Source organism: Novipirellula methanifontis (assembly GCF_052161655.1).
Classification (GTDB): Bacteria; Planctomycetota; Planctomycetia; order Pirellulales; family Pirellulaceae; genus Novipirellula.
Window position 1 is genome coordinate 3825604 of the sequence record NZ_CP197418.1, and the last position, 21978, is coordinate 3847581.

Consider the following 21978-nt stretch of genomic DNA (forward strand, 5'->3'; position numbering starts at 1 on the left):
CGTTCGGCTGCGTTTTGATTTCCAAATCACCCGAGGCACCTCCGTGTGCGTTGATCAAATTTGTTCGACTTTCGCTGCCGCGAAAGAATCGATTGAGCGGACTTTCGCAGTGCGAAAAGGCGACTCGTGATGGGTTGTATTGTTTTCTTCGTAGGACAGGCTTCTAGCCAGTCCGTGGCCTAGCGTTCAATCGGGGTCGTTCCCTCAGCGATGCGGCTGTCCGAGCGATGTAGTTCGTCTAGACTCCAACGTCGCAGTGTCGCATCAAATCCACCTGAGAACAGATGTCCGCCCGTTGCAGTCAATGTCGACACCGTGCCCACATGGCCTTCGAGCCGATGTCGCACGATGCCTGTGTCGGTATTCACGATATGGATGACGTTGTCGGACCCCGCCACGGCAATGTGTTGACTGTCAATCGTAGCGATCGCAAATAAACGTCCTGAAGTGACCGTAACGCTATGCACTTTCTTCTGATTCAAGGTGTCGTAGACCACAACGACTCCATCTTCGGCTACCGAAATTACGTTGTTACTATGCGGATGAAACGCCACGTCACAAATGCGGGCCGAATGCAAATGAGGATCTGCGAGCAAGTTACCCGTTTGAGGATCAAACAGATGCAGATCGCCGCTGCGACCACCGACCGCCAACACCCTCATGTCGTCGCGATAGGCAACACAGCGAAGGTCGTTGCAGTCGCAAGAGAATTTGGGAGTTTCGTTTCCGATCGCGCCAATGATGAAGACTTTGGGATCAAAACCGACCGCCGCGATCTTGTTTCCGTCGGGGGAAAAACAAACACAGGCAAGCGCTGGTGTTCCCTGCATCCGCTGTCCAATTTCAAAGGCGTTTGTGCGATCCCAAATAATCAACTGGCCATCGTTGCCTGCCGAGACAAGTGAATCGCCTGCTTTGTCGAACGAAAGACTGCGGACCAGATCTCGATGCCCTTTTAACGTCTTCACGACGTTCAGCGTGGCAACCTCGATGATGCGAATGCCAAAATCGTCTCCCGCCGCGGCAATGATTTCGCCGCGTGGATCCGCTGCGACCGCAGTGACCACGGGCGTCGTCGTGCGACTTCCGATCGGTTCCAAACGGATGACTCGACTTGGAAACGAAGGATGAGCCAACGCATTGGCGATCGTTGGTGTCTGTGCGAGCAAAACATCAGCGGCCCCTACGGCGATCATCGCCGTCGTGGCAGTTGCAATCCAAGTACGGCGTGAAACACAACGCTGCATGTCTGATCCCTCAAAAACGAACGATTAATCCAGGGTCGACTGCGGCGAGCAATTCGTGTTTCACAACACCCTCTGACGATGTTGCCGAAATGTTCAACATGACGGCGCATAGACCCAGTTAGATCTAAATCGGCAATCCGAAAAACCGTCATGAACGGATTAATCGGAAAAGTCGGATTTGCAGCCCCGCGGGGGAACCGATCGCCCAGTGCTAGGTGCGTTGGTAGCGGCCAGTTGAGTTGCGAGCGGCAATAACGGTCATTTCTGTCCGCTGTGAAACCCTCGTTCCCAGGCAGTGCCCAACGCCGTGAACGATTTTCTGGTAGCTACCTTCGCTAGAAGGTGGTGATTCGCAATGGACGCAAACAATCCACGCTCTGGCGAGCGTAGCTACGAAACGCAAATGCCGTAATTTCCAGCAGGCGGGAGCCTGCAAGGCAGTGGGTTCCCAGGCAGAGCCTGGGAACCCGAAGAACAGACGAAATTTGACGTCGTTGACATTGCGTCATCACTCGTGTGACTACTGTTCCAGGCGGAACATCACGGTCGCGAGTGGTGGCAAATCGATCGAGATGCTATCAGGTCGTTCATGATGACCTTCGCCAAACGTTTCACGACCTGGGTAATTGCCGACGTTCGATCCGCCGTACGCTTCTCCATCGCTGTTGAAGATTTCTTTCCAGAAACCACTCGCAGGGACTCCGACTCGATAGCCCTTTCGGACCACTGGCGTGAAATTGCTGCAAACTAGGATCGGAGGAGCGCCCTCGAGTCCTTTACGCAGGTAAACCAGCGTGCTGTCTTCGGCGTTCATGCAGTCAACCCACTCAAACCCTTCATGGCTAAAGTCCAATTGGTGCAACGCCGGGTTATCGATCACGACCTTGTTCAAATCCGCGACCAATTGTTGTACGCCGCGATGAGTGGCGAAATCCAACAAGATCCAATCGGGACCGTCATCGTGATTCCATTCGTTCCACTGAGCAAACTCGCCCCCCATAAACAACAGTTTCTTGCCCGGGTGCGTCCACATGTAGGAATATAACAATCGCAAGTTGGCAAATTTCTGCCACATGTCGCCTGGCATCTGGCTGATCAACGAGCCCTTGCCGTGTACCACTTCGTCGTGCGACAGCGGCAACATAAAGTTTTCGGTGAAGGCATAGATCAAGCTGAACGTCAGTTCGTTTTGATGATACTTGCGATGAATCGGTTCGTTCTGCATGTATGCCAACGTGTCGTTCATCCAGCCCATGTTCCACTTGTAAGTGAAACCGAGCCCACCGTCTTCGACCGACCGTGACACACCCGGCCACGCCGTCGACTCTTCAGCCGCCGTCACGACGCCTGGGTATTTATCGTGAATCGCTGTATTGAATTCACGCAGGAAGTCGATCGCTTCGAGGCACTCGCGGCCTCCGTGTCGGTTGGGGATCCACTGGCCATCTTCGCGGCTGTAATCCAAATACAACATCGAAGCGACTGCATCCACGCGAAGTCCGTCGATGTGATATTTGTCCAACCAGAATAGGGCATTGGCGACCAAGAAGTTACGTACTTCATTGCGACCAAAGTTGAAGATCATCGTGCCCCAGTCGGGATGTTCGCCTTGCCGCGGATCGGCATGCTCGTACAGCGGTGAACCATCGAAACGACGCAAACCATGAGCGTCTTTGGGGAAGTGGGCAGGCACCCAATCGATCAACACGCCGATGCCTTGTTGATGCATGTAGTCGACGAAGAACATGAAATCTTCGGGACTGCCGTGGCGGCTGGTGGGGGCAAAATAACCCACAGTTTGGTAACCCCATGATCCCGTGAAGGGATGCTCGCTAACCGGCATCAATTCCACGTGAGTGAAATTCATGCGATGACAGTACTCGGCCAAACGACGCGCAAGGTCGCGATAGTCCAACCAGCCATGTTTGCGGCCTGGCCCCTTTTGCCAACTGCCCAAATGCACTTCGTACACGTTCATCGGTTCGTGCAGCGGGTTCCAATCGTTACGGCGGTCAAGCCACTTGCTGTCGGACCATTGGTACGAGTTGACGTTGGAAACGATCGATGCGGTCAACGGCGGCAGCTCGGCTGCCAAACCATACGGGTCACTTTTATCGACCCAGGAGCCATCGGTGCAGTGCACCCGGAACTTGTAGCGGTCGCCCACTTTCGCTCCAGGAACAAACAGTTCCCAAATCCCTAGGTTGGGGTGAATGCGAGCGACATGTTTGCGGCCGTCCCAGCCATTGAAATCGCCCACTACCTGAACCGAGCGTGCATTGGGGGCCCAGACGGCGAAATTCACACCTGGTTTGCCGTCGACCGTGCGGAGCTGAGCTCCAAGCCGCTCGTACAACTCGTAATGTTTTCCTTCACCGATCAAATAATTGTCAAAATCCGTTAGGATCGACGGGACTGCATACGGGTCGTTCATTTCGACTGTTTCGCCGGATTTGTTGGTCATCTGGATGCGATACTTCGAGTTAGCAATAGTGTGAAGACGCGTTTGATTCTCTCTTGCATCTTGGCTCTTTACCAGCGATTCGTCGACCATAGAGTCACAAATCGCCTCAAAAAAGCCTGCGGGATGGATTCTTCGCATGGCACGTCGCTCGCCATTGACCGGATCGATCACCCAAGCCGCTTGAGCATCTGGCAGAAAACTACGCACTGCCGTGGCCGCACTTCCCCGGTAATCAATCGGATGAGGCCCCAGTAGTCCGGAGGGGTTCTCGTGGGTTCCGTTGATCAATTTTGAGATCGACGATAGCGAAACTTGTGTATGCATTTGGGATACCGAAAACAAAAAAAATCGGGATGAACGGTTAGTTGTTTATGTGAATGAGGTTGTTTTTCGTCTGTGACGAGAGCCCCATAGGACAAGGCTTGGCGAGCCAGCCGTGGTCGCCAAGCCGAACGTATTGTGTTGGCGTCCCCCTTTGCATGGTTTTGCAAAGAGAAGCCACGCAACTAGGAATCGAGCAAATCTGCGGAGCGAATTCGCCGACGTGCCGGTGCACTACCCGACGACGCGCCACCGCCAAGTAGCCATTGGCGAAGCCGATCATTGGGGGCCTTGATTCGCGGTGCCGGGGCCGCCGACGCGTGTGCCGAGTCGACTCGCAATTGAACTCCGTCCGTACTCGCATTGCTCTCGGGCGAACGACGCTCAGGACTGACAAGCCGCGAAGAAACCAAACACGCTTCGACTCGATGAATCTGCAGTGCTCGATCGATTCGTCGCCACAGGTCCGCATGCTGAACATCAATACGACGTCCAAAATGCTCCCACACAAAATTGTTCTCACGCCAACGCGGTAGCGAATCGGCGAGTGAGCGAATCAGATATCGGTTGTTGCTGATCAACGTTACCGTTGAGGCACCCTCGATCGCCTCGAGTCCACGAACGGCCGCCAGCAACGTGAGTCGGTTCAAGTCACCGACCTCGTTGTCTTGCGCCGAAAAAACAGGCTCGCCGCCCGCGGTTTCTAGCGAAAATTGCCAGAAGCCATCGAAGAGCGTCGACGAACGCGCTTCACAGACGAGCAAGTATTCCGAAACGATGTTGTCACTAGGTATGTCGACGTTGCCATCACTGGGCGACATCTCTTTGGCGACGCCCGCGGCTGTGCTAGGCACAACGATCGGCGACGTCGCATCAATTGATTGAAGCATCACGACTGTGTTTTCCAACAGGATGGGTCATAGGGTTAGGAGCGATCATGCCTTGATCATTCCAAACCCGACGAATTGGGAGTTTCGATCCATCAAGCGCACCCAAGCGTTGAACGTGCCAACATCGCTACGAATCGATGCCAAAGAACAACGGGGTGTACATGTCGGTTCGGCAAACTCGACCTAGTCGCCAAACCTTGACTGCTAGAAAAAGTCAACCTGGTTTAAGACACGGCGCTACAAAGCGTGCGACCGTGGTAACCGGTAGAGAAAAGAGGAGAGCGGGTGTTTTGGGAGCTGGGAGTAAGGAGCTGGGAGCTGGGAGTAAGGGAGTAAGGGAGTAAGGGAGTAAGGGAGTAAGGGAGTAAGGGAGTAAGGGAGTAAGGGAGTAAGGGAGTAAGGGAGTAAGGGAGTAAGAACAGAAACGGGCCGGGAGGGGCCCGTTTCTGTTGGTGTGGGTCGTGTGGGTTTAGGACAGCACGGGGCAGACGTCGAACCATTCGCGTTTCTGACGGTGCATCCACTCGCCGGCTTCGGCGGGGCCCCAAAGTCCCGGTGTATACGGGAACAAATCGGGCGCCGCGGGACTTTTCCAAGCTTCGATGATTGGATCGATAATGCCCCACGCCAATTCGACTTCGTCACTGCGGGCAAACAAACTGGCGTCGCCGGTGAGCGAATCGAGCAACAAACGTTGATATGCATCGGGCATCGATGTTCCGCCTGGGGCTTGGCGAAAACTAAAGTCCAATGTGCTCGTTCGCGTTTTCATTTCCGAATCGGGTACCTTGGTTTCAAAGTGCAATTGAATCCCTTCGGCCGGTTGCACCTGAATTACCAAACGGTTCCCCAAGGGCGAGCGAGTCTTTTCGCCGAACAAGATGTGCGGCACATTCTTAAACTGGATCACAATTTGTGTCGTGCGACATGACATCCCCTTGCCGCTACGCAAGTAGAACGGCACGCCCTTCCAACGCCAATTGTCACAATACAACTTCAGTGCCGCGAAGGTCTCGGTTTTGCTTTTCTTGGGCACTCCTTCTTCTTGCAAGTAGCCTTCGTATTGCCCGCGGACCGTGTTCATTGCGAAGTCGCTGCCGCTCATCCGGCGAACACTGTGCAGCACCTTGACCTTCTCGTCACGTACCAGTGCCGAGTCGTATCGCGCCGGTGGCTCCATCGCGGTAATCATCATCAATTGCAAGATGTGATTTTGGAACATGTCTCGCAGAATCCCCGACGTGTCGTAGTATCCCGCACGACGTCCGATCACAACTTCTTCGGCAACCGTAATTTGGATATTGTCAACATAGTTTCGATTCCAAATCGGCTCGAAGATGCTGTTAGCAAATCGCAGAGCAAAGATGTTTTGAACGGTTTCTTTGCCCAAGTAATGGTCGATGCGATAGATCTGGTCTTCGCGAAAAACGGTGTGAATCGAACGGTTCAGTTTTTGAGCGGTTTCCAAATCCGTGCCAAACGGCTTTTCGATGATCACACGGCGGAACCCATCACTGTCTTCGGCCAGCCCCGCTGCACCGAGTTGTTTGATCGCTTCCTCGTACAACTGAGGCATCGTCGACAAATAATAAACGCGGCCCGTGTGGGCTTCGGTTTCGATCGACTTTAGAAACTCACCGAGCTTCTTGAAATCGTCGGCCTCTTTGATGTCGCCGGCTTGATAGAACACATTCTCGCTGAACCGATTCCATGTTTCGGCATCAAACGAATCTCCCGCGAACTGTTCCGTGGTTTCGCGAAGCGTCGAACGCCACTCTTCATGCTCGAAGTGACTGCGAGAAACGCCGACGATCCGAGATCCCTCGGGCAGCCGGTCCTTCTTAAACATCAGGTAGAGCGCCGGAATCAGTTTTCGGCTGGTCAAGTCGCCTGAAGCGCCAAATATAACGATCGTGTGAGCCATACTTTGTTTTCCCCTGCTGTTTCCGTTCTTGCGGTGCTCAAAGGTACATGCGTCAAGCTACGAAAAGTTGACGTGGTAAGCACAGCTTAAGGCACGAAGTGAGCTTCAGGAAGATCAGGGGGCAAGTACCGCCTCTGGACGATCAACACCGATGCCGAATGCCGATGCCGAATAGCGACGCGTAATGCCGACGCCGATTGCGACAGGCGTGGCTGAGAGGAGAGCTCTCAGAAAAGAAAGAAAGGGTTGGCCCCGATGTGAGCTCAATCACCGACGAGCAAACCAGCGTGAGGTCCAACGACTCGAGCGTTAGGCAATTTGGTACAGAGGACCGTCGGAACAATTACTGACGTAGCGGAACTCGTCACGAGTTTCGAACGGTGCCGTGATTCACGAAAGTCTTGACGACTTCCGCTACCACGGAGGACCGTCACTTAATGTTCCCACGGTACTTACCGTAGCAAACGTTACGCTGCACGTCGCTGCAGCGTTTCGGCTGGCTGGGTTGTTGGGGTTCTGAGCGTTGCGGGGGCGATACGAAGCGTCTGCTGGATCGGCAGATCGTTATCCGCGATGACTTGGCAACCGAGTCGGTGGTCCAAATTCAGCAAGATCGGAGCACGTAGATTGCTGGTCATTTTGCCTTCGCGTCCCGAAACGGTCGTCATCACATAGATTTCCGACCCGGTTCGCAGGTGCAAACTGCCAAGTTCACGGCGGCTGATGTGCACCCGGTATTCCGGGAAAAACGCTCGCGGGCTGACCAACGGAATGGCTCGATCGCCTCGCGAAGCACTTTGCAGCCAGGCCACTGACGCACTTTCTGGATCGGGAAGCAACGCCCATTGGCGAAGCGTTTCCATGCCGATCAATCCCTGAGGGAAAAGAAACAACTCATCCGCGTTGATCTGCAACGTGCCAAAGCGATTTGTGTCGATTCTCATCTCGATTCTTTCCCAATTTCAGAAGGGTCCTAGTGGCAGAGAGGCCGGTGTAAGACCTGCCAATCTCTTTATCGGCGGCACCCTCGTCAAAATGAAACAATTCGTCAAAATCGTTACAAGTAGTTCAACACGGTGATTTGTGAAGTTTGTCCGATGACTCGCATGGATGCTTCTAACGACAATTGTCGCTGACTCAATTCGCTGATGACGGTCGCCAAATCCGCGTCCACTTCGTTGGAAAGTTGGCCGGTGAGTTGGATCACGCTGGTTTCGGACGCCGATTTCATGTCTTGCAAATTTCGCGTCAAGACGCCGATTTTGCCTTGCGTTCGAGTGGATCGGTCCAAATCCTCGTCGACTCGGACCTGCAAACGTGCGATTTCGGCGACATCACCGTCGCGAATGGCCGTTTCGAGTCGCAGCAAGGTATCTAGAGCTCCGCCTGCATCGCGTGGCATGTAGTCTTCGCCAGCGATTTGATTCACGCTGCCGACGGTTTTTCCAACCGCTTCGATTTCTCCTTCGGGGATCAGCCCGAGCCGCGTGCCAGCGTTACTGAGCTCAGGCTGGCGAATCATCATCGGATTCGCTCCCGGCGGAGCTTGCAATTCAATCCCGTTGCCAATCGAGTTCAATCCAACCAGTACGCGAGCGGTGTCTTGGTTGTTGGGATGGTTGCGAATCAGATTAATGACGTCGTCAATCGTCTTCGCATTCTCGAGATTCAAGCTCAGCTGGACACCATCGGGACGTGTGATCACCAAATCTTCGCTCTGGGTGTTGAGCACCACTCCGCGGCCTCGACCGAGTTCTTCGAGAGTGGTGTTTTCGGTCGCCGAACGGATTCCTAGCGATCGAGCGACATTGCTGCCATTCTCACCTATCGAGTAGTCCACGCCACTTCGCAACGCGCGTAACTGGATGCTGCCATCCGTTTGATTCAATTCGGCGTGCACGTCGGCCCCACTGCGGTTGATCGCAATCAACACGTCGCCCATCTTTTCGGCACCCGACAGGTCAATGGAAAAGCTTTTGCTGCCCTGCTTGATCGTGATACCGCCGCTCAAATCGACTCCAGCTCCGAACGCCAAATCCTCGATTTTCGTTTCGGTTGTCAAGCGAGGCGTCAATCGATCTCCGATAATCGGCGGTGCTTTGAGCCCACCCGGGTTGGAGATTGAAAGATCGCTTGCCAACGTACTGCCTATGGCATCATCGATCGCCAGCGTACCTGGCAAATCGTCCGCATATTTGAGCGTGATCGAATCGTTGCCGAGGGTTATCCCGAGCGGACGCCCGTCTAATTCCACTTTGGAAAGAACGTCAACCACGTCGCCAATCGTCGAAGCGTTGCTGAGATCGACCTCTACACTGTTGTCGCCATCGGACAATCGAATCACGCCCGTTCCAACACCCTCGCCGCCTCGCATATCGACCAATCGAGTGTTGTGATCCAACGCCGCGCCCAACGGTTCGCCCTTCAGGAAAACGCCATTCGTGCCGAGTGATTCGGACGCAGTGGCATTTAGAGCCACTAATTCTCCGGAACCCAACATGGTTTTGCCCACCGCATCGCGGCCTGAGTAAACGATGTCGTTTTCGGAGTAATTGTAGGCGTTTCCACCGTTCAAAATGCCGCCCAGCAGTTGCTGGTCGCGAAACATCGTGTTGCCAGCCGTGAACACGTTGTTAATCGTTTCTCGTATCGTGATTGCCAGGGCTTCGCGTTCATCATCGGAGTTTACGGTTTCGACGCCCTGAACCGCTGTTGCCCGAGCGGTGATCAACGCGTTGTTGATTTGCGATAATGCAGAGTCGGCTGTGTCGTAATATCCAATCGTGGAATTCGCGTTACGAACCATTTGGTTGCCGCGGTCAATGCTGCGGTTCAACCCGAGTGCCCGGTTGGCAGCCGCCGGATCATCCGAGATTTTCAGAACACTGCGGCCCGTCGCCAATTGGTCATATTGACGTTGCAGCGCCAACTGATCCGAGTTTAGCTGGAACATCAGCCGCTGGTTCATCAGCGGCGTACTCGTTCGATTTGCCGAGACGGGAAGACTTGCCATGATGTGCTAAATTGCGGCGTCGATCACTCGACGTTCCAGCGTAAAATGAAACCGGTAACTTCACTCGTTATCGTCCTTATTCGGAACGCGATCCAAATTGCCGCCAGTCAATCCGTTGCGATCCGTCTAATCCGATTTATCGTTACCGTCACAAAGCCAGCTAAATGTTAAAATCTCGCTAAACCACCCAGTGTGATGCACGCGTTTTTTCGCTACTTCCTTTGCGTTTGAGAAAAAATGATTCTGATTGGCACCATGAACCTGACGCGGACGCGGGACCGAGGCAATTTTTACTGCCCAACGTGTCGTACGCCACAGCCATTTCGTTTGCGAGCAAGGCGACCGTTTTTGACGCTCTATTTCGTCCCAACGGTGCCGATTGGTGCTGCAGAAGAATTTGTTCAGTGTGATAGTTGTCGCAGTACGTGGGATATCAGCGTGTTGAGCATGGACCGCGAAACTCACGAAGCCACGATCGAAACCCAGTTTCGGGACGAAGCGATTCGCGCCGCAGTGCTGGTGGTTCTCGCGGACGGCCAAATCTCAGAGAGGGAGATTGACGCCCTGCAAGTCATCGCAAATCAATTGCTGCAGCGGCCGATGGACCGCGAAGAATTGGGACGTTTGTGCAGTATTGCCTTGGAAAACAAGGTGCTGGCGAAAAACTATGTGCTGACGATCTCGCGAGGTTGGAACCAGGACCAGCGGATGCGGGCGTTGCAGGCGATGTTTCTCGCGGCGTCAGCCGAAGGGACGCTGGAAACGCAACAACTGCAGATTTTGTCGGATATGCGTGAGATCCTCGAATTGACGGACATGGAGTACGAAGCGTCAATCGAAGAAGCGCTACAGTGGCAGCCTTAGTGGATTTCGGGTGTTGTTCTGGGCTGTCGAAGGGGGCTGACAAAACGCCACAGGGCCGCCAAAGGGCCAATGAGAAGGAATGCGTGAACCGACCGCGTTATCGGGCATCCAGCGGTCGCATCGCTTCCTCACCAGCCGATCCCGTGTCTGACTTCGACCCGCCCGAGGCCTCCCATCTTGGCGAACGCTCAGGGATCCCTAAAATCTTTGGTGCACGAAGAGAGAGAAATCGGTCTTTCTCGGCTCCCCCACCTCCTCTTTAACCTGACGAAATCACTCCATGCCCAGCAAACATTCTTTGGATATTAAACGCGTTGCGATCTTGTTTGCGGGTGGTCCCGCTCCCGCCGCCAATGCCGTGATTTCGACTGCCGCCTTTTCGTTTCTCGAAGAAGGTTCCCAGGTTTTCGGAATCAAACATGGTTACAGCCGCTTGGCGGAGTACACCGCGGCCGGACCGCTGCAGGAGGGGGCGGACTACATCCGTTTTACTCACGATTCGCTGACCAACGCTCGCAGCAGCCGCGGGATCATGATCGGCACCGCGCGTACCAATCCTGGCAAACACGTCAGCTCGCCGGCGCATTTGAAGGACCCTGAACTGGTTGCTCCGCTGCGACGAGTTTACGAAGGTTTGTGCTCGTTGGAAGTCGACGCGTTGATTTCGATCGGAGGCGATGACACGCTGAAGACCGCGAACAAGCTGAAAATGTTCCAAGACAACTTGCCCGCGGACGCTCGCCGTTTCCCCATCGTTCACTTGCCCAAAACGATTGACAACGATTACTCGGGTATCGATTTCACGTTTGGCTACTTCACCGCCGTCGAAACGTTGGCCGAAGAAATTCGCAACTTGAACTTTGATGCCGCCGCGGGCCGATCTTACTTCCTTTGTGAAGCGATGGGACGTAGCGCAGGATGGCTCGCCTATGGTGCCGCGATCGCAGGCGAAGCCAGTATGGTGCTCAGCGTCGAAGACATTTGTGGTGCGTTGGCAGAGGAAGAGGTTGTCAACCAAGAGACCGGTGAAACACGAAAAGTGATGGCACTGGATCGCGTGATCGATCGCATGGTAGACATGATGTTGGCGCGCGAACGCGAAGGTCGCCAATACGGAACGATCGTGATCGCGGAGGGGATGGCCGAATACCTGCCCACGAAATATCTCGATGGTGTCAGCCGCGATGACCATGGTCATATCAACATCTCGTCGATCAATCTTTCGGCCTTGATTTCGAAAATGATCAGTGAGCGCTACAACGAACGAACGGGCAAGACCCGCAAGGTCAACGGATTGCAACTCGGTTACGAAGCCCGTTGCGCCCCGCCACAAGCGTACGACGTCATGCTCGGATCGCAACTCGGTGTCGGAGCCTATCGTGCACTGGTCGAAGAAAAATTGAATGGCGTAATGGTCTCGGTTTCCGGGCAATTTGACTTGCACTTTGTCCCGTTCAACCAACTCGTCGACCCAGAAACCTTGGTCACCAAGGTGCGGTTTATCGAGCAAAACAGCGATTTCCATCGCTTGGCTCGTTTCCTGGAAACCTGTATCGACAACTAAGACGGCTTTGCCGCCGCAAAAACGCTCGTTCCCAGGCTTCCCGCCTGGGAACGCAGTGCATTCGAGGCTCCTGCCTCGCGTCGGGCACCGCAGCCGGTTCAGGAAACTTCGTTATTCCCAGGGCCGCTGAGCAATCACCACTACAACCCGACGCGTACGCGAGGGACTTCCGGTCGTGCCATCGGATCAGCTTGTTGTCCCTCGCTGACGCGTCGGGTTGTGATCTTTTCTGCCGGACGCTTTCGCCAGCTTGGCTGCATCCAGAAGTGGTGCTCCCTCGAAACTCACGTGCGAGTTTCGCTACGATTATGCGAGCAACGAAAAGCCAGCCTCGATCGAGGTTGGCTTTTTTTGCGTCCTGACCTTGAAAAATCTCAACTTCTGGGCGGTCCCGGCCCGCTCGTTGGGACCAACTCGGTAATGCCGGAAGTCGGCAAATTCATCGTTTCCGCTAGAAACTTCTGTTTAATGCAGGGGTTAAAAGCATCAGCTGTGTTCGATGTGACTGCCTGCATATTCGGTGTGCCCGCCATAAATCCTCTAATCTAGGCGATTCGCCGAGGGCTTTATGCGAGGAATTCAGCCAGTCGTGATTAACATAGCCAAGTGGCAAAACGGCAGGGTGCCGCCGAATCCAAAAACGCCCGCTCCCTATCATTAATGGCTTCCTCTTCCACGGAATCGTTTTTACGAGCATGAAATACTCGCTCCTTCTCATCGCCGTCGTGTTCGCCGTCTCTGGCATCTCACAAGCTCCCGTTTCGGCTCAGCAAACGAGTTCGGCCGCAGCCGTAGTGCCTGCGGTTGCTGCAGACAGCCAATCGAAACAAGAACAATCCCAATCGGAAACTCCCGAACAAAGCGATTCGGCACCCCCTGTCCCAATCGATGCGGACGTTGAAGCTGCGAATCCTGAAACGGTTGTCCAAGCGGCAGCTTCGCCAGCGCCTGCAGCGGTCGCTGCTGAGGTGAAAGAAGACGCTCCAGCCGCAAAACAGGAAGCTCCAGCGGCGAAACAGGACGCTCCTGCGGTGACTACGGACCCAACTGGGATATCGCAAGAAAAGTTCGTCTTTAACTTCTCGGGCGCAGCCTGGAAGGACGTGTTGCATTGGTTCGCTGAGCAAGCCGACCTGTCGTTGCAAATCGATCGCTTCCCCACAGGTTCGGTGAACTACATCGACCCAAGTCGTTCCTATACGGCTGCCGAGAGCCTCGATATTTTGAACCGTCTGTTGCTCGACCGTGGTTATGCATTGGTCCGCCGCGGTCGCATGTTGTTGCTGATTGATCTTGAAGTCGAAAACGCCGCTAACTTGATCAGCGAAGTCGCCGAGTTGGTGACCCTCGATGAATTGGATGACCGCAGCCGCAGCGACATCGTCAGCTGTGTTTTTCCGCTGGGCAGTCTGACGCCGGACGCAGCACGCCAAGAGATTGCACAGCTCGTCGGCCCTTGGGGACGCACGATCGTGTTAGACAGCGCGCGACAAGTCAAAGTCACCGAGACCGTTGGCAAATTGCTGGCGATTCGCCAACTGCTTGAAAACGCTCGTGAAGCCGATTCCAACGTCGTTGAAATTGTGTTGGAGCATCGTGGCAGCGAGGAAGTGCTGGAGATCGCACGTCCCTTGATCGGGCTCGATCCCGGCCAAAACGCCAACGATGAAATTCGTATCTCCTTGGGACTCTACGGCGAACGCATCTACGCAACCGGGTTGCCTGGCAAAGTGGCTTTGTTGGAGAGTATTGTCAAAAAAGCGGACAAACCGCTCGTCACAGCCGATCCCAATGCTCAAGCCGAAGTGGCGCTGCCCGTTTTTGAAACGCACAAGGTCAAGACTGCCGATTCCGCAACGGTCTTTGACGTGTTGCAAACATTGTTGTCGGGAACTCCCGATGCGCGGATTGCAATCGATCCTAAAACCAACGCGATCGTTTCCTTTGCCCGCCCTGAAACTCAGGCGATGATTGCGGCGACGATTGCAAAACTCGAAGGTAACGGTCAAGACTTCAAGGTCATCAACCTCCGTCGTCTCGATCCCGCACAAGCACTGTTGACGATCAACAAATTCTTTGGGGTAACAGCCGAAGGCGGCAGCGGTCCTATCGTCGATGGCGATCCACTGACCGGCCGCTTGTGGATTCGCGGTACGAGTGACGAAATCGCATTGATCGAACGATTGATCGGCGAACTCGAAGGCGAAGATGTACTCGGTTCGATGAGCGAAAAAGTACGCGTATTGCCTTACACGGGACAAGCAGCCGAAGACGCACTTCGCCAAGTTCAGAGCATTTGGTCGACACTGGGACGCAAAAACGATATTCGCACGATCCGCACGTCGGGCTCGTCATCCTCTGGCAACGAAATGCCTGAACGTCGCGTGCACCCTGAAAAACCTGCCGCTGGAAACCAACCCGGCTTCGACGCGGCTCCATCGGAAGACCGAGTTCCTCGATTGCCAATCGACAGTCGAACCGGAGTCCGCTCACGCTTCTCTGCCGACTACCAATTTGTCGCGACCCCGGTTGCGCAAGAAGACGATGTGGCTCAGGAAAGTCCTGTATCCACGGACAGTCGACTATCCGACGAAGATGCAGCGAACCCCGAAGTTCGATTTCAATACCAAGGCGCGGATATCGTGATCCAGTTCTCACCTGCGGGAATGATCGTCGCATCCGAGGACACCGAAGCCCTCGATGCCTTCGAAGCTTTAATGCAATCGTTTTCTTCGTCCACCAGTGCCCAGTCCGAATTGCCGACCATTTTCTGGCTCAAGTACGCAAAAGCGGACACCACGGCGGAATTGATCGCCAGCATTCTGGGCGGCATCGACAGCGGCATGTCGTCGATGGCGGATCCACTCGGCGGCTTGGGTGGCGGAATGATGGGGCTGCTTGGCATGGGCGGCGGTGGTGGTGGCGGTGAAGAATCGTCCGCAAAATCGATTTTGACCAGCACCGGGTCGGTCAGCATCGTTCCCGACGCTCGCTTGAATGCACTGATCGTTCAAGCCAACGCGATCGATCTCGAAACCATCGAAATCATTTTGCGAAAACTTGATATTCAAGAAAGCCCCGAAGACGTCGAAGTCGTGGCCAAACCTGCCTTGATTCCTGTCATCTACCAAGATGCCAAGAGTGTCGCCGAAGTGGTCAAAAGTGTGTTCGCCGACAAAATGAAAGCGGCCGCTGACTCGAGTCGCGGCGGCGGTGGCGGAGGACAACCTAACCCGCAAGACATTATCGCGGCTCTTCGTGGTGGCGGTCGTGGCGGACGCGGTGGCAGTGGCGGTGCGACAACCCAAAGCGAACCTTCCAAGATCACCGTTTCGGTGGATGAACGCAGCAATTCGCTGATCGTCACCGCAACGCCGCAAGACTTTAACCAAGTGCGTGAATTGGTACTCGCGTTGGACGAAGGAGGCATGCAGAGCGAAGAACGTGTCGAAGTGGTTACACTCAAAGGTGACATCAAGGCCGATATTGTTAAGCAAGCACTTGAGTCGATTCTCGGAGCGAGCGTCAAGACAGCGAGCCCGTCCACCGATTCAAAAGCTAGCAGCACATCGTCGACATCCTCGACCAACGGCAGTGCGGGCACCCCCAGTACGGAAGACATCCAACGCCGAATTGAAATGTTTCGTTCGATGCGTGGCGGCGGCGATACCGGGCGTGGCGGTGGCGATACCGGTGGTGGGCGTACCGGAGGTTTTGGTGGCGGTACTGGCGGAGGTCGACCCACCGGGGGAGGACGTCCTACGGGCGGCGGTGGTCGCGGTCGCTAATCGCGTCCCAAATCTCACCAACTCGATCGCGGATTGTGAAATGATTTCTTCCGCGAATTGCGTTACACTTGAACTATTCGCTGACCTCCCCCTGCTGAGCGATGATTGTATCGCGGCATCCCCTCACGCCGCTTGAACCCATACGTTGCTAGAAAGATCGAAAAGATGATCATGCATGCTGGTGAAATCCTGAAACGACGCGGATTACTCACCCCTGAACAACTCGAACAAAGCCGGCAAAGCGACTCGCCAAGTGTCGTTCAAGCCGCGATCGAGTTAGGCTACATCGCTGAACGTGACGCGCTGGGTGCGTTGGCCGAAGAAGTGGGGCTCGATTACGTTGACCTCCGCGAAACCGAAGTCGATCTCAAAGCACTCGAAGGCTTTCCGCAAAAATTAATCTACCGGCAATCGCTGTTTCCGATTGGATTCCAGGACGGTTCGATCGTCGTCGCGACGTCGGATCCGCTCGATCTGTATCCGTTGGACGAAGCGAGTGCGGCGACCGGCAAAAACATTATTCCGGTAGTCGCCGAACGCGCCGAAATCGCACGATTGGTCAAACAGCACCTCGGCGTCGGTAGCGAAACGGTCGAAGGACTGATGGCGGCGAAGGATGATGACGACGTCGAATTGCTCGACGCGTTTGAATCCGACGGCAGCGAATTGAGCGAAATGGCGCAAGAAGCGTCAGTGGTTCGACTGGTCAACGAAATTCTGCTCGAAGCGATCGAGACGCGTGCTAGCGATGTTCACATCGAAAGCCAATCCGACGGGCTGCAAATCCGCTATCGCATTGACGGTATCCTGCATCCGCAACCCGCTCCACCCGAGATCAATCGATTCCAAGCGGCCATTATCAGCCGTCTGAAAATCATGGCTCGGATGAACATTGCCGAGAAACGATTGCCGCAAGACGGACGCATCAAATTGCGAGTCCACGGCCGCGAGGTGGATATCCGGCTCAGCGTGATCCCGATGATCCACGGCGAAGGCCTGGTCATGCGTGTGTTGGACAAGTCGTCGATGGTGTTCAACCTCGAAGGCTTGGGGATGAACCCCGCGATCTACGAAACGTTTAGCAAGATCATCGAATATCCTCACGGGATCGTGCTTGTCACCGGACCCACCGGGTCGGGAAAAACGACGACGCTGTACAGCAGTTTGCTGCAAATCCGCAGCCCCGAAACTAAGATCATCACGACCGAAGATCCAGTCGAGTATCAGCTCGATGGCATCAACCAAATCCAAGTCCATCCAAAAATCGGATTGACTTTTGCCGCTTCACTTCGCAGTATCCTGCGTCATGACCCTGACGTCGTACTCGTCGGAGAAATTCGTGACCTTGAGACCGCTGAAAACGCGATCCAAGCATCGCTAACGGGTCACTTGGTGTTCAGCACGCTACATACAAACGATGCCGCCGGAGCGTTCACTCGTATGGGCGACATGGGCGTCGAACCGTTCTTGGTCGCAGGAACCGTCGAAGCGGTATTGGCACAGCGACTGGTGCGTCGCTTGTGTAAACATTGCAAGCAACCGATGACCGATGCTAAGTCTGAAGTGCCTAGCGATTTTCCCTGGGATCGCGTTAGCGACGCAGTACTGTACCGCAGCGTCGGTTGTCGCGAATGTCGCCACGTTGGCTATTCCGGACGTATGGGGATTTACGAATTACTGGTGACCTCGGACACGATTCGCCAACTCGCTCAAGACCGCGCCAGCAGCTGGGATATCCGCAAAGAAGCGGTCAAAAACGGCATGCGTACGCTGCGAATGGACGCCTGGGACAAAGTCATCGCGGGTCAAACCAGCGTGGATGAAGTGCTTCGCGTCACCAAGGGCGAAGCAATCGCGTAGTCTCCTCCGGCAACTCAATCCTTTCCATTTCAAATCGAAGATCAAAGCAGGTAAGCAGGAATCATTAGGTGAAATCCCATTAGCCGCTTGGGCGCTAGCCCCGGTTGAACGTGGGAACCGTGGCTAGCACCAAAACGGCTAATAAATCGGATGACTTCTGCCAGTTTGCTTCCTATCAAAAACTCTTAAATCGCCTCGCCCCAATGCCAACCTTTGCTTACACCGCTCGCGACTCGACCGGCAAACAGGTCAACGGAACCGTCGAAGCGGGAACGGAGCGCGAAGTCACTTCGATTCTGTCCGAACAGTCTTTGTTTCCTGTCAAAGTTAGCGACGTGGCGAAATCAAAATCGCCGTCGCTGGGTAGTTTGTTCAATCGCCGTCAAAAGGTGAACGGACAAACAATGGCGGTCTTCTACAGTCAACTTGCCTCGCTGCTGCGCAGTGGCGTACCGATGATTCGTTCGCTGAACGTGCTCGGCTCGCAAACCTCAAACGCCATATTGAAAGAGGTCTTGCAGGACGTACGCGAACGAGTCGAAGAAGGCGAAACGCTCGGCCAAACGATGTCTCGCTATCCAGGCGTTTTCAGCGACATGGGAACCAACATGGTGCGTGCCGGGGCCGAAGGTGGGTTCCTGGAAGATGCACTTGATCGCGTTGGCACGTTCACCGAACTGCAAGAAGACCTCAAAGGCCGCACGGTCAGCGCGATGGCCTATCCCGTCTTCCTGTTTTCCGTCGGCACCGTGGTGATCGTCGCACTGCTGGTCTTCTTCGTCCCGAAGTTTGATATGCTGTTTGATCGGCTGCGACGCAAAGGCGAAATGCCGTGGGCAACCGAAGCTTTGCTAAGCTTCAGCCAATTCCTACAACAATGGGGTTGGTTGTTCCTGCTCGTGATGGTAGTCCTTTTGGTCTTAATCAAAATCAAACTCGACAGCGAATCGGGTCAAGAGTGGGCCGACCGCATCAAACTAAAAATCCCCGTGCTCGGCGACATCTTGATGAACCTTGCCGTCGCTCGCTTCTGCCGCGTGCTCGGAACGTTGCTCGGTAACGGCGTTCCGATCCTGAGGTCACTGGAAATTAGCCGCAGTGCAACCGGCAACCGTTTGTTGAGTAAATCGATTGCCAACGCAACCGAAAACATCCGCAGCGGGGAAAGTCTGGCGTCGCCGCTTCGGGCGTCCGGCTATATGCCCGTCAGCGTGACCGAGATGATTAGCGTCGGCGAAGAAAGTAATTCGCTGGACCGAGTTCTGCCCGAGATCGCGGATTCACTTGAAAAACGAACGTTTCGACGGCTTGATTTGTTTGTCCGCTTGCTCGAACCGCTGATGTTGCTGGTCATGGCCGTTTTGGTACTTGCCGTCGTCATGGCGTTGCTCGTCCCTGTTTTGAAGAGCAGTACGACGCTGTAGTCCCACCTTCGACTCCCCCCGCCTGTTGAGCGGCGATGCTCCGAACACGTCGGCATCGCCACATCGACACTAGCCCCTCCTGGTTTTACGATGAAAACAATCGCTTGCCGGTACGTTGGTTTGGCCATCATGTTGCTTGGAATGCCGGCGTTTGCGTCGGAGCCGGGGCCAGCGCCACTTTCCACGCTGAAAACGGACACCTTCGATTCGATTGATTACTTGGTCAATCGAGCGATCCAACAACATAAACTTCCCGGCGCCGTGGTCACAATCGGCTATCAAGGCAATGTGGTGTTTCAACGCGCCTACGGACATCGGCAACTCGAACCGACACCGATTCCAATGACCGTCGACACCGTGTTTGATCTAGCCTCGTTAACCAAACCGATCGCGACTGCCACCAGCGTGATGACACTTGTTGATAAAGGCTTGGTCGATCTTAATGATGCTGTTTCAAAACATTTGCCCGAGTTTGGCAACGACGGCAAGGAAGAGATCACGATCAAGCAGTTGCTGTTACACACTAGCGGGCTGACTCCTGACAACGCGATGTCCGATTACGTCGACTCGCCCGAAGCCGCGATGCGAAATGTCATGAACCTAGGTCTGAACTACACGCCTGAATCAAAGTTTCGCTACTCCGACGTTGGATTCATCGTGTTGGGAGAAATGGTGCGTCGCAAAACCGGTATGGACCTGAACGCGTATTCGCAACAAACCATCTTCGCTCCGCTGGGGATGAAAGAAACGGGCTACAAACCGGCAACGTCACTGCAGCAGCGTGCTGCCACGACGGAGCAACGAGGCGGACACTGGATGCAAGGCGAAGTGCACGATCCGCGAGCCTACGCTCTGGGCGGTGTCGCCGGACATGCGGGACTATTTAGCACCGCTGCGGATTTGGCCGTTTATGCAACCGCGATGTGCAATCGAGGAAGTCTTGATGACGCCACGATCGTCTCGGAGAAAACGTTTACTGCGATGACCGCGTCGTACTCTGTGCCCGGCGATGCCTTGCGTGGTCTTGGCTGGGACAAGCAATCCGGATACTCATCCAACCGGGGCAAGACGATGTCGGCCGCCGCGTTCGGCCATGGTGGATTCACCGGAACCGCGATGTGGATCGATCCCGAACTGAAACTCTATGTGATCTTCTTGAGCAATCGCGTTCACCCCGATGGCAAAGGCAGCGTCAATGCACTGGCCGGGGAAATCGGTACGATCGCTGCCGACGCGGTGAAGTAGCAAGCCACTGAAATACTGATTCGGGACTTTTGAACGCGGAGTTGCGAAATATCATGGACTCGATTAACGCCCGCAGCAGCAACCATGCATGTTGCTAAGCAGGTCATCCTGTGAGCCGACGGCGCTAGCCGCGGGCCCTTGAATTTTGTGGCAATCATGCCCGCGGCTAATGCCGTCGGCTCACTTTTAAAAAGCTAAAGCTTTTGGGGAAGGTGAAGTTGCGAGTTATGGCATTCGAGAAGCCAATTCCACAGATGCACTATTCCGCAAGAACTTGGATGGCGGCCGTCGCAATCGTTTCATGAACGACACTGGTGGGATGAATGATGTCCCAGTAAAGATAGGTTTCGCCTTCCGCCGGAGAGATCAAGCCTGCCTGGATGTCGGCGAGGGCTGCGTCGGTGGTATTTGTAAGGCCAAATAGCCGTGGAAAGATCGTTCCAAGGAAAGTCAAAGTGTAGGTGTCGAGTGGATGGATGGTAATGCCAAGTTCGGATTCAAGCGATTTGAGTCGTCGGCTCATCTTGCGATTAACTTGTCCTGCTAAGATGTTGAGTATGAAGCCTTCAAATGTTCCGCCGACCGCTGGGGTTAATCCAACCGGGGAAAGCGACGGAATCAAAAACTCATCGGCGCCTGAGGCGGCTAATGCCCGTACGTGCTAGACGGGTTGGGCAAGACGATAGGGCTATTGAGCCACGAAAAGCGATCCGTTGCTCAAATCTTTCCTTGGTTGGTATGCGTTGTTGATCGCGTTTCGGTTCGTTCGCAAGGCACGGCGCGGGCGGCGTTGCAAACGATTCGGTCTGCGGACATCGTTTGGGCAGACGTGATCCTGCTGATGGATGACAAACATCCTCAGCGGGTCTTGGCCGACTTTCTTGGCGAGTAAAAATTCACGCCTGTGCATGTGCTGGACATCCCTGATGGCTAGCAGCTCATGGATGACGAGTTGGTAGAGTTGATCCGCTGGGCCGTGGAGCCGATCATTGCCGGACGCCTCCTTTTCAAATTCCTACGCCGGATCTGGAAGTATCTTTCCCGTTCGGTCGTCCACTCGGTGGAGGCGAGTGACGTTTCCTAACGCACCATCGCCGGTTTTCAGGGAGACCAGCCAGTAGGGATCGTCAGGCACGTTCGCCGCTACCATCGCTCGGAGGATATACAGATCTTGCACGCCGTTCTCGCTGTATAGCTTCGCGTAGAACTCCTTTTCCCTGCGAATTCTTTCCGTATCGAAGAACACCGCCGAACACTTCGTGCCGGGCGCAATGTCGCCAAAGTGTTCGATGACAATCATGATTGCCGCCTTTTGGTCAATCTCTCGTTTTGTCAATTCTTGCTCCTGTACCTTTGACACGTGAATCATTGAAG

The 21978-nt window shown here is 54.6% G+C and carries 15 protein-coding genes; 7 read left to right on the forward strand and 8 right to left on the reverse strand.

Features of this window, described 5'->3' with window-relative positions:
- Window positions 1-179 precede the first annotated feature (179 nt).
- The 6 genes from SH528x_RS13385 to SH528x_RS13410 all read right to left on the reverse strand — a co-directional run bounded on the left by SH528x_RS13385 (window position 180) and on the right by SH528x_RS13410 (window position 9859).
- The gene (locus SH528x_RS13385) at window positions 180-1247 is read right to left on the reverse strand and encodes a WD40 repeat domain-containing protein (protein ID WP_442511020.1); all 1068 of its coding nucleotides are present in this window, start codon (window positions 1245-1247) and stop codon (window positions 180-182) included.
- A gap of 520 nt (window positions 1248-1767) precedes the next feature.
- On the reverse strand, window positions 1768-4035 hold the full coding sequence (gene glgB / locus SH528x_RS13390) for a 1,4-alpha-glucan branching protein GlgB (RefSeq protein WP_442511021.1): 2268 nt from the start codon (window positions 4033-4035) through the stop codon (window positions 1768-1770).
- Window positions 4036-4217: 182 nt separating this feature from the next.
- Entirely contained in the window at window positions 4218-4922 is a 705-nt protein-coding gene (locus tag SH528x_RS13395) for a ribonuclease HI (RefSeq protein WP_442512126.1), read from the reverse strand.
- 469 nt (window positions 4923-5391) lie between these two features.
- A complete protein-coding gene (zwf, locus tag SH528x_RS13400) occupies window positions 5392-6846 on the reverse strand; it encodes a glucose-6-phosphate dehydrogenase (RefSeq protein WP_442511022.1) in 1455 nt (484 codons plus the stop codon).
- Window positions 6847-7313: 467 nt separating this feature from the next.
- Window positions 7314-7790, reverse strand: coding sequence for a flagellar assembly protein FliW (gene fliW, locus SH528x_RS13405; protein WP_442511023.1), 477 nt, complete (start codon window positions 7788-7790; stop codon window positions 7314-7316).
- Between the two features lie 113 nt (window positions 7791-7903).
- Window positions 7904-9859 (reverse strand): flagellin N-terminal helical domain-containing protein, encoded by a 1956-nt coding sequence (locus SH528x_RS13410; protein ID WP_442511024.1) that lies wholly within the window; start codon window positions 9857-9859, stop codon window positions 7904-7906.
- 237 nt (window positions 9860-10096) lie between these two features.
- Here SH528x_RS13410 and SH528x_RS13415 point away from each other — a divergent pair, with 237 nt between their 5' ends.
- From SH528x_RS13415 to SH528x_RS13440, 6 genes are all read left to right on the forward strand, one after another.
- Entirely contained in the window at window positions 10097-10723 is a 627-nt protein-coding gene (locus SH528x_RS13415) for a TerB family tellurite resistance protein (protein WP_442511025.1), read from the forward strand.
- Between the two features lie 280 nt (window positions 10724-11003).
- On the forward strand, window positions 11004-12287 hold the full coding sequence (locus SH528x_RS13420) for a 6-phosphofructokinase (RefSeq protein WP_442511026.1): 1284 nt from the start codon (window positions 11004-11006) through the stop codon (window positions 12285-12287).
- A gap of 695 nt (window positions 12288-12982) precedes the next feature.
- Window positions 12983-16075, forward strand: a complete 3093-nt coding sequence (locus tag SH528x_RS13425; protein WP_442511027.1) for a secretin N-terminal domain-containing protein — start codon at window positions 12983-12985, stop codon at window positions 16073-16075.
- Between the two features lie 165 nt (window positions 16076-16240).
- Complete coding sequence (locus SH528x_RS13430) at window positions 16241-17935, forward strand: GspE/PulE family protein (RefSeq protein ID WP_442511028.1); 1695 nt, start codon at window positions 16241-16243, stop codon at window positions 17933-17935.
- A gap of 203 nt (window positions 17936-18138) precedes the next feature.
- Window positions 18139-19359, forward strand: a complete 1221-nt coding sequence (locus tag SH528x_RS13435; protein WP_442511029.1) for a type II secretion system F family protein — start codon at window positions 18139-18141, stop codon at window positions 19357-19359.
- Window positions 19360-19449: 90 nt separating this feature from the next.
- The gene (locus SH528x_RS13440) at window positions 19450-20604 is read left to right on the forward strand and encodes a serine hydrolase domain-containing protein (RefSeq protein WP_442511030.1); all 1155 of its coding nucleotides are present in this window, start codon (window positions 19450-19452) and stop codon (window positions 20602-20604) included.
- A 259-nt stretch (window positions 20605-20863) separates the two neighbouring features.
- Here SH528x_RS13440 and SH528x_RS13445 read toward each other — a convergent pair whose 3' ends face one another.
- A complete protein-coding gene (locus SH528x_RS13445; protein ID WP_442511031.1) occupies window positions 20864-21127 on the reverse strand; it encodes a hypothetical protein in 264 nt (87 codons plus the stop codon).
- 168 nt (window positions 21128-21295) lie between these two features.
- Here SH528x_RS13445 and SH528x_RS13450 point away from each other — a divergent pair, with 168 nt between their 5' ends.
- Entirely contained in the window at window positions 21296-21496 is a 201-nt protein-coding gene (locus SH528x_RS13450; protein ID WP_442511032.1) for a hypothetical protein, read from the forward strand.
- A 123-nt stretch (window positions 21497-21619) separates the two neighbouring features.
- Here SH528x_RS13450 and SH528x_RS13455 read toward each other — a convergent pair whose 3' ends face one another.
- Window positions 21620-21973 (reverse strand): hypothetical protein, encoded by a 354-nt coding sequence (locus SH528x_RS13455; RefSeq protein ID WP_442511033.1) that lies wholly within the window; start codon window positions 21971-21973, stop codon window positions 21620-21622.
- Window positions 21974-21978: the final 5 nt, after the last annotated feature.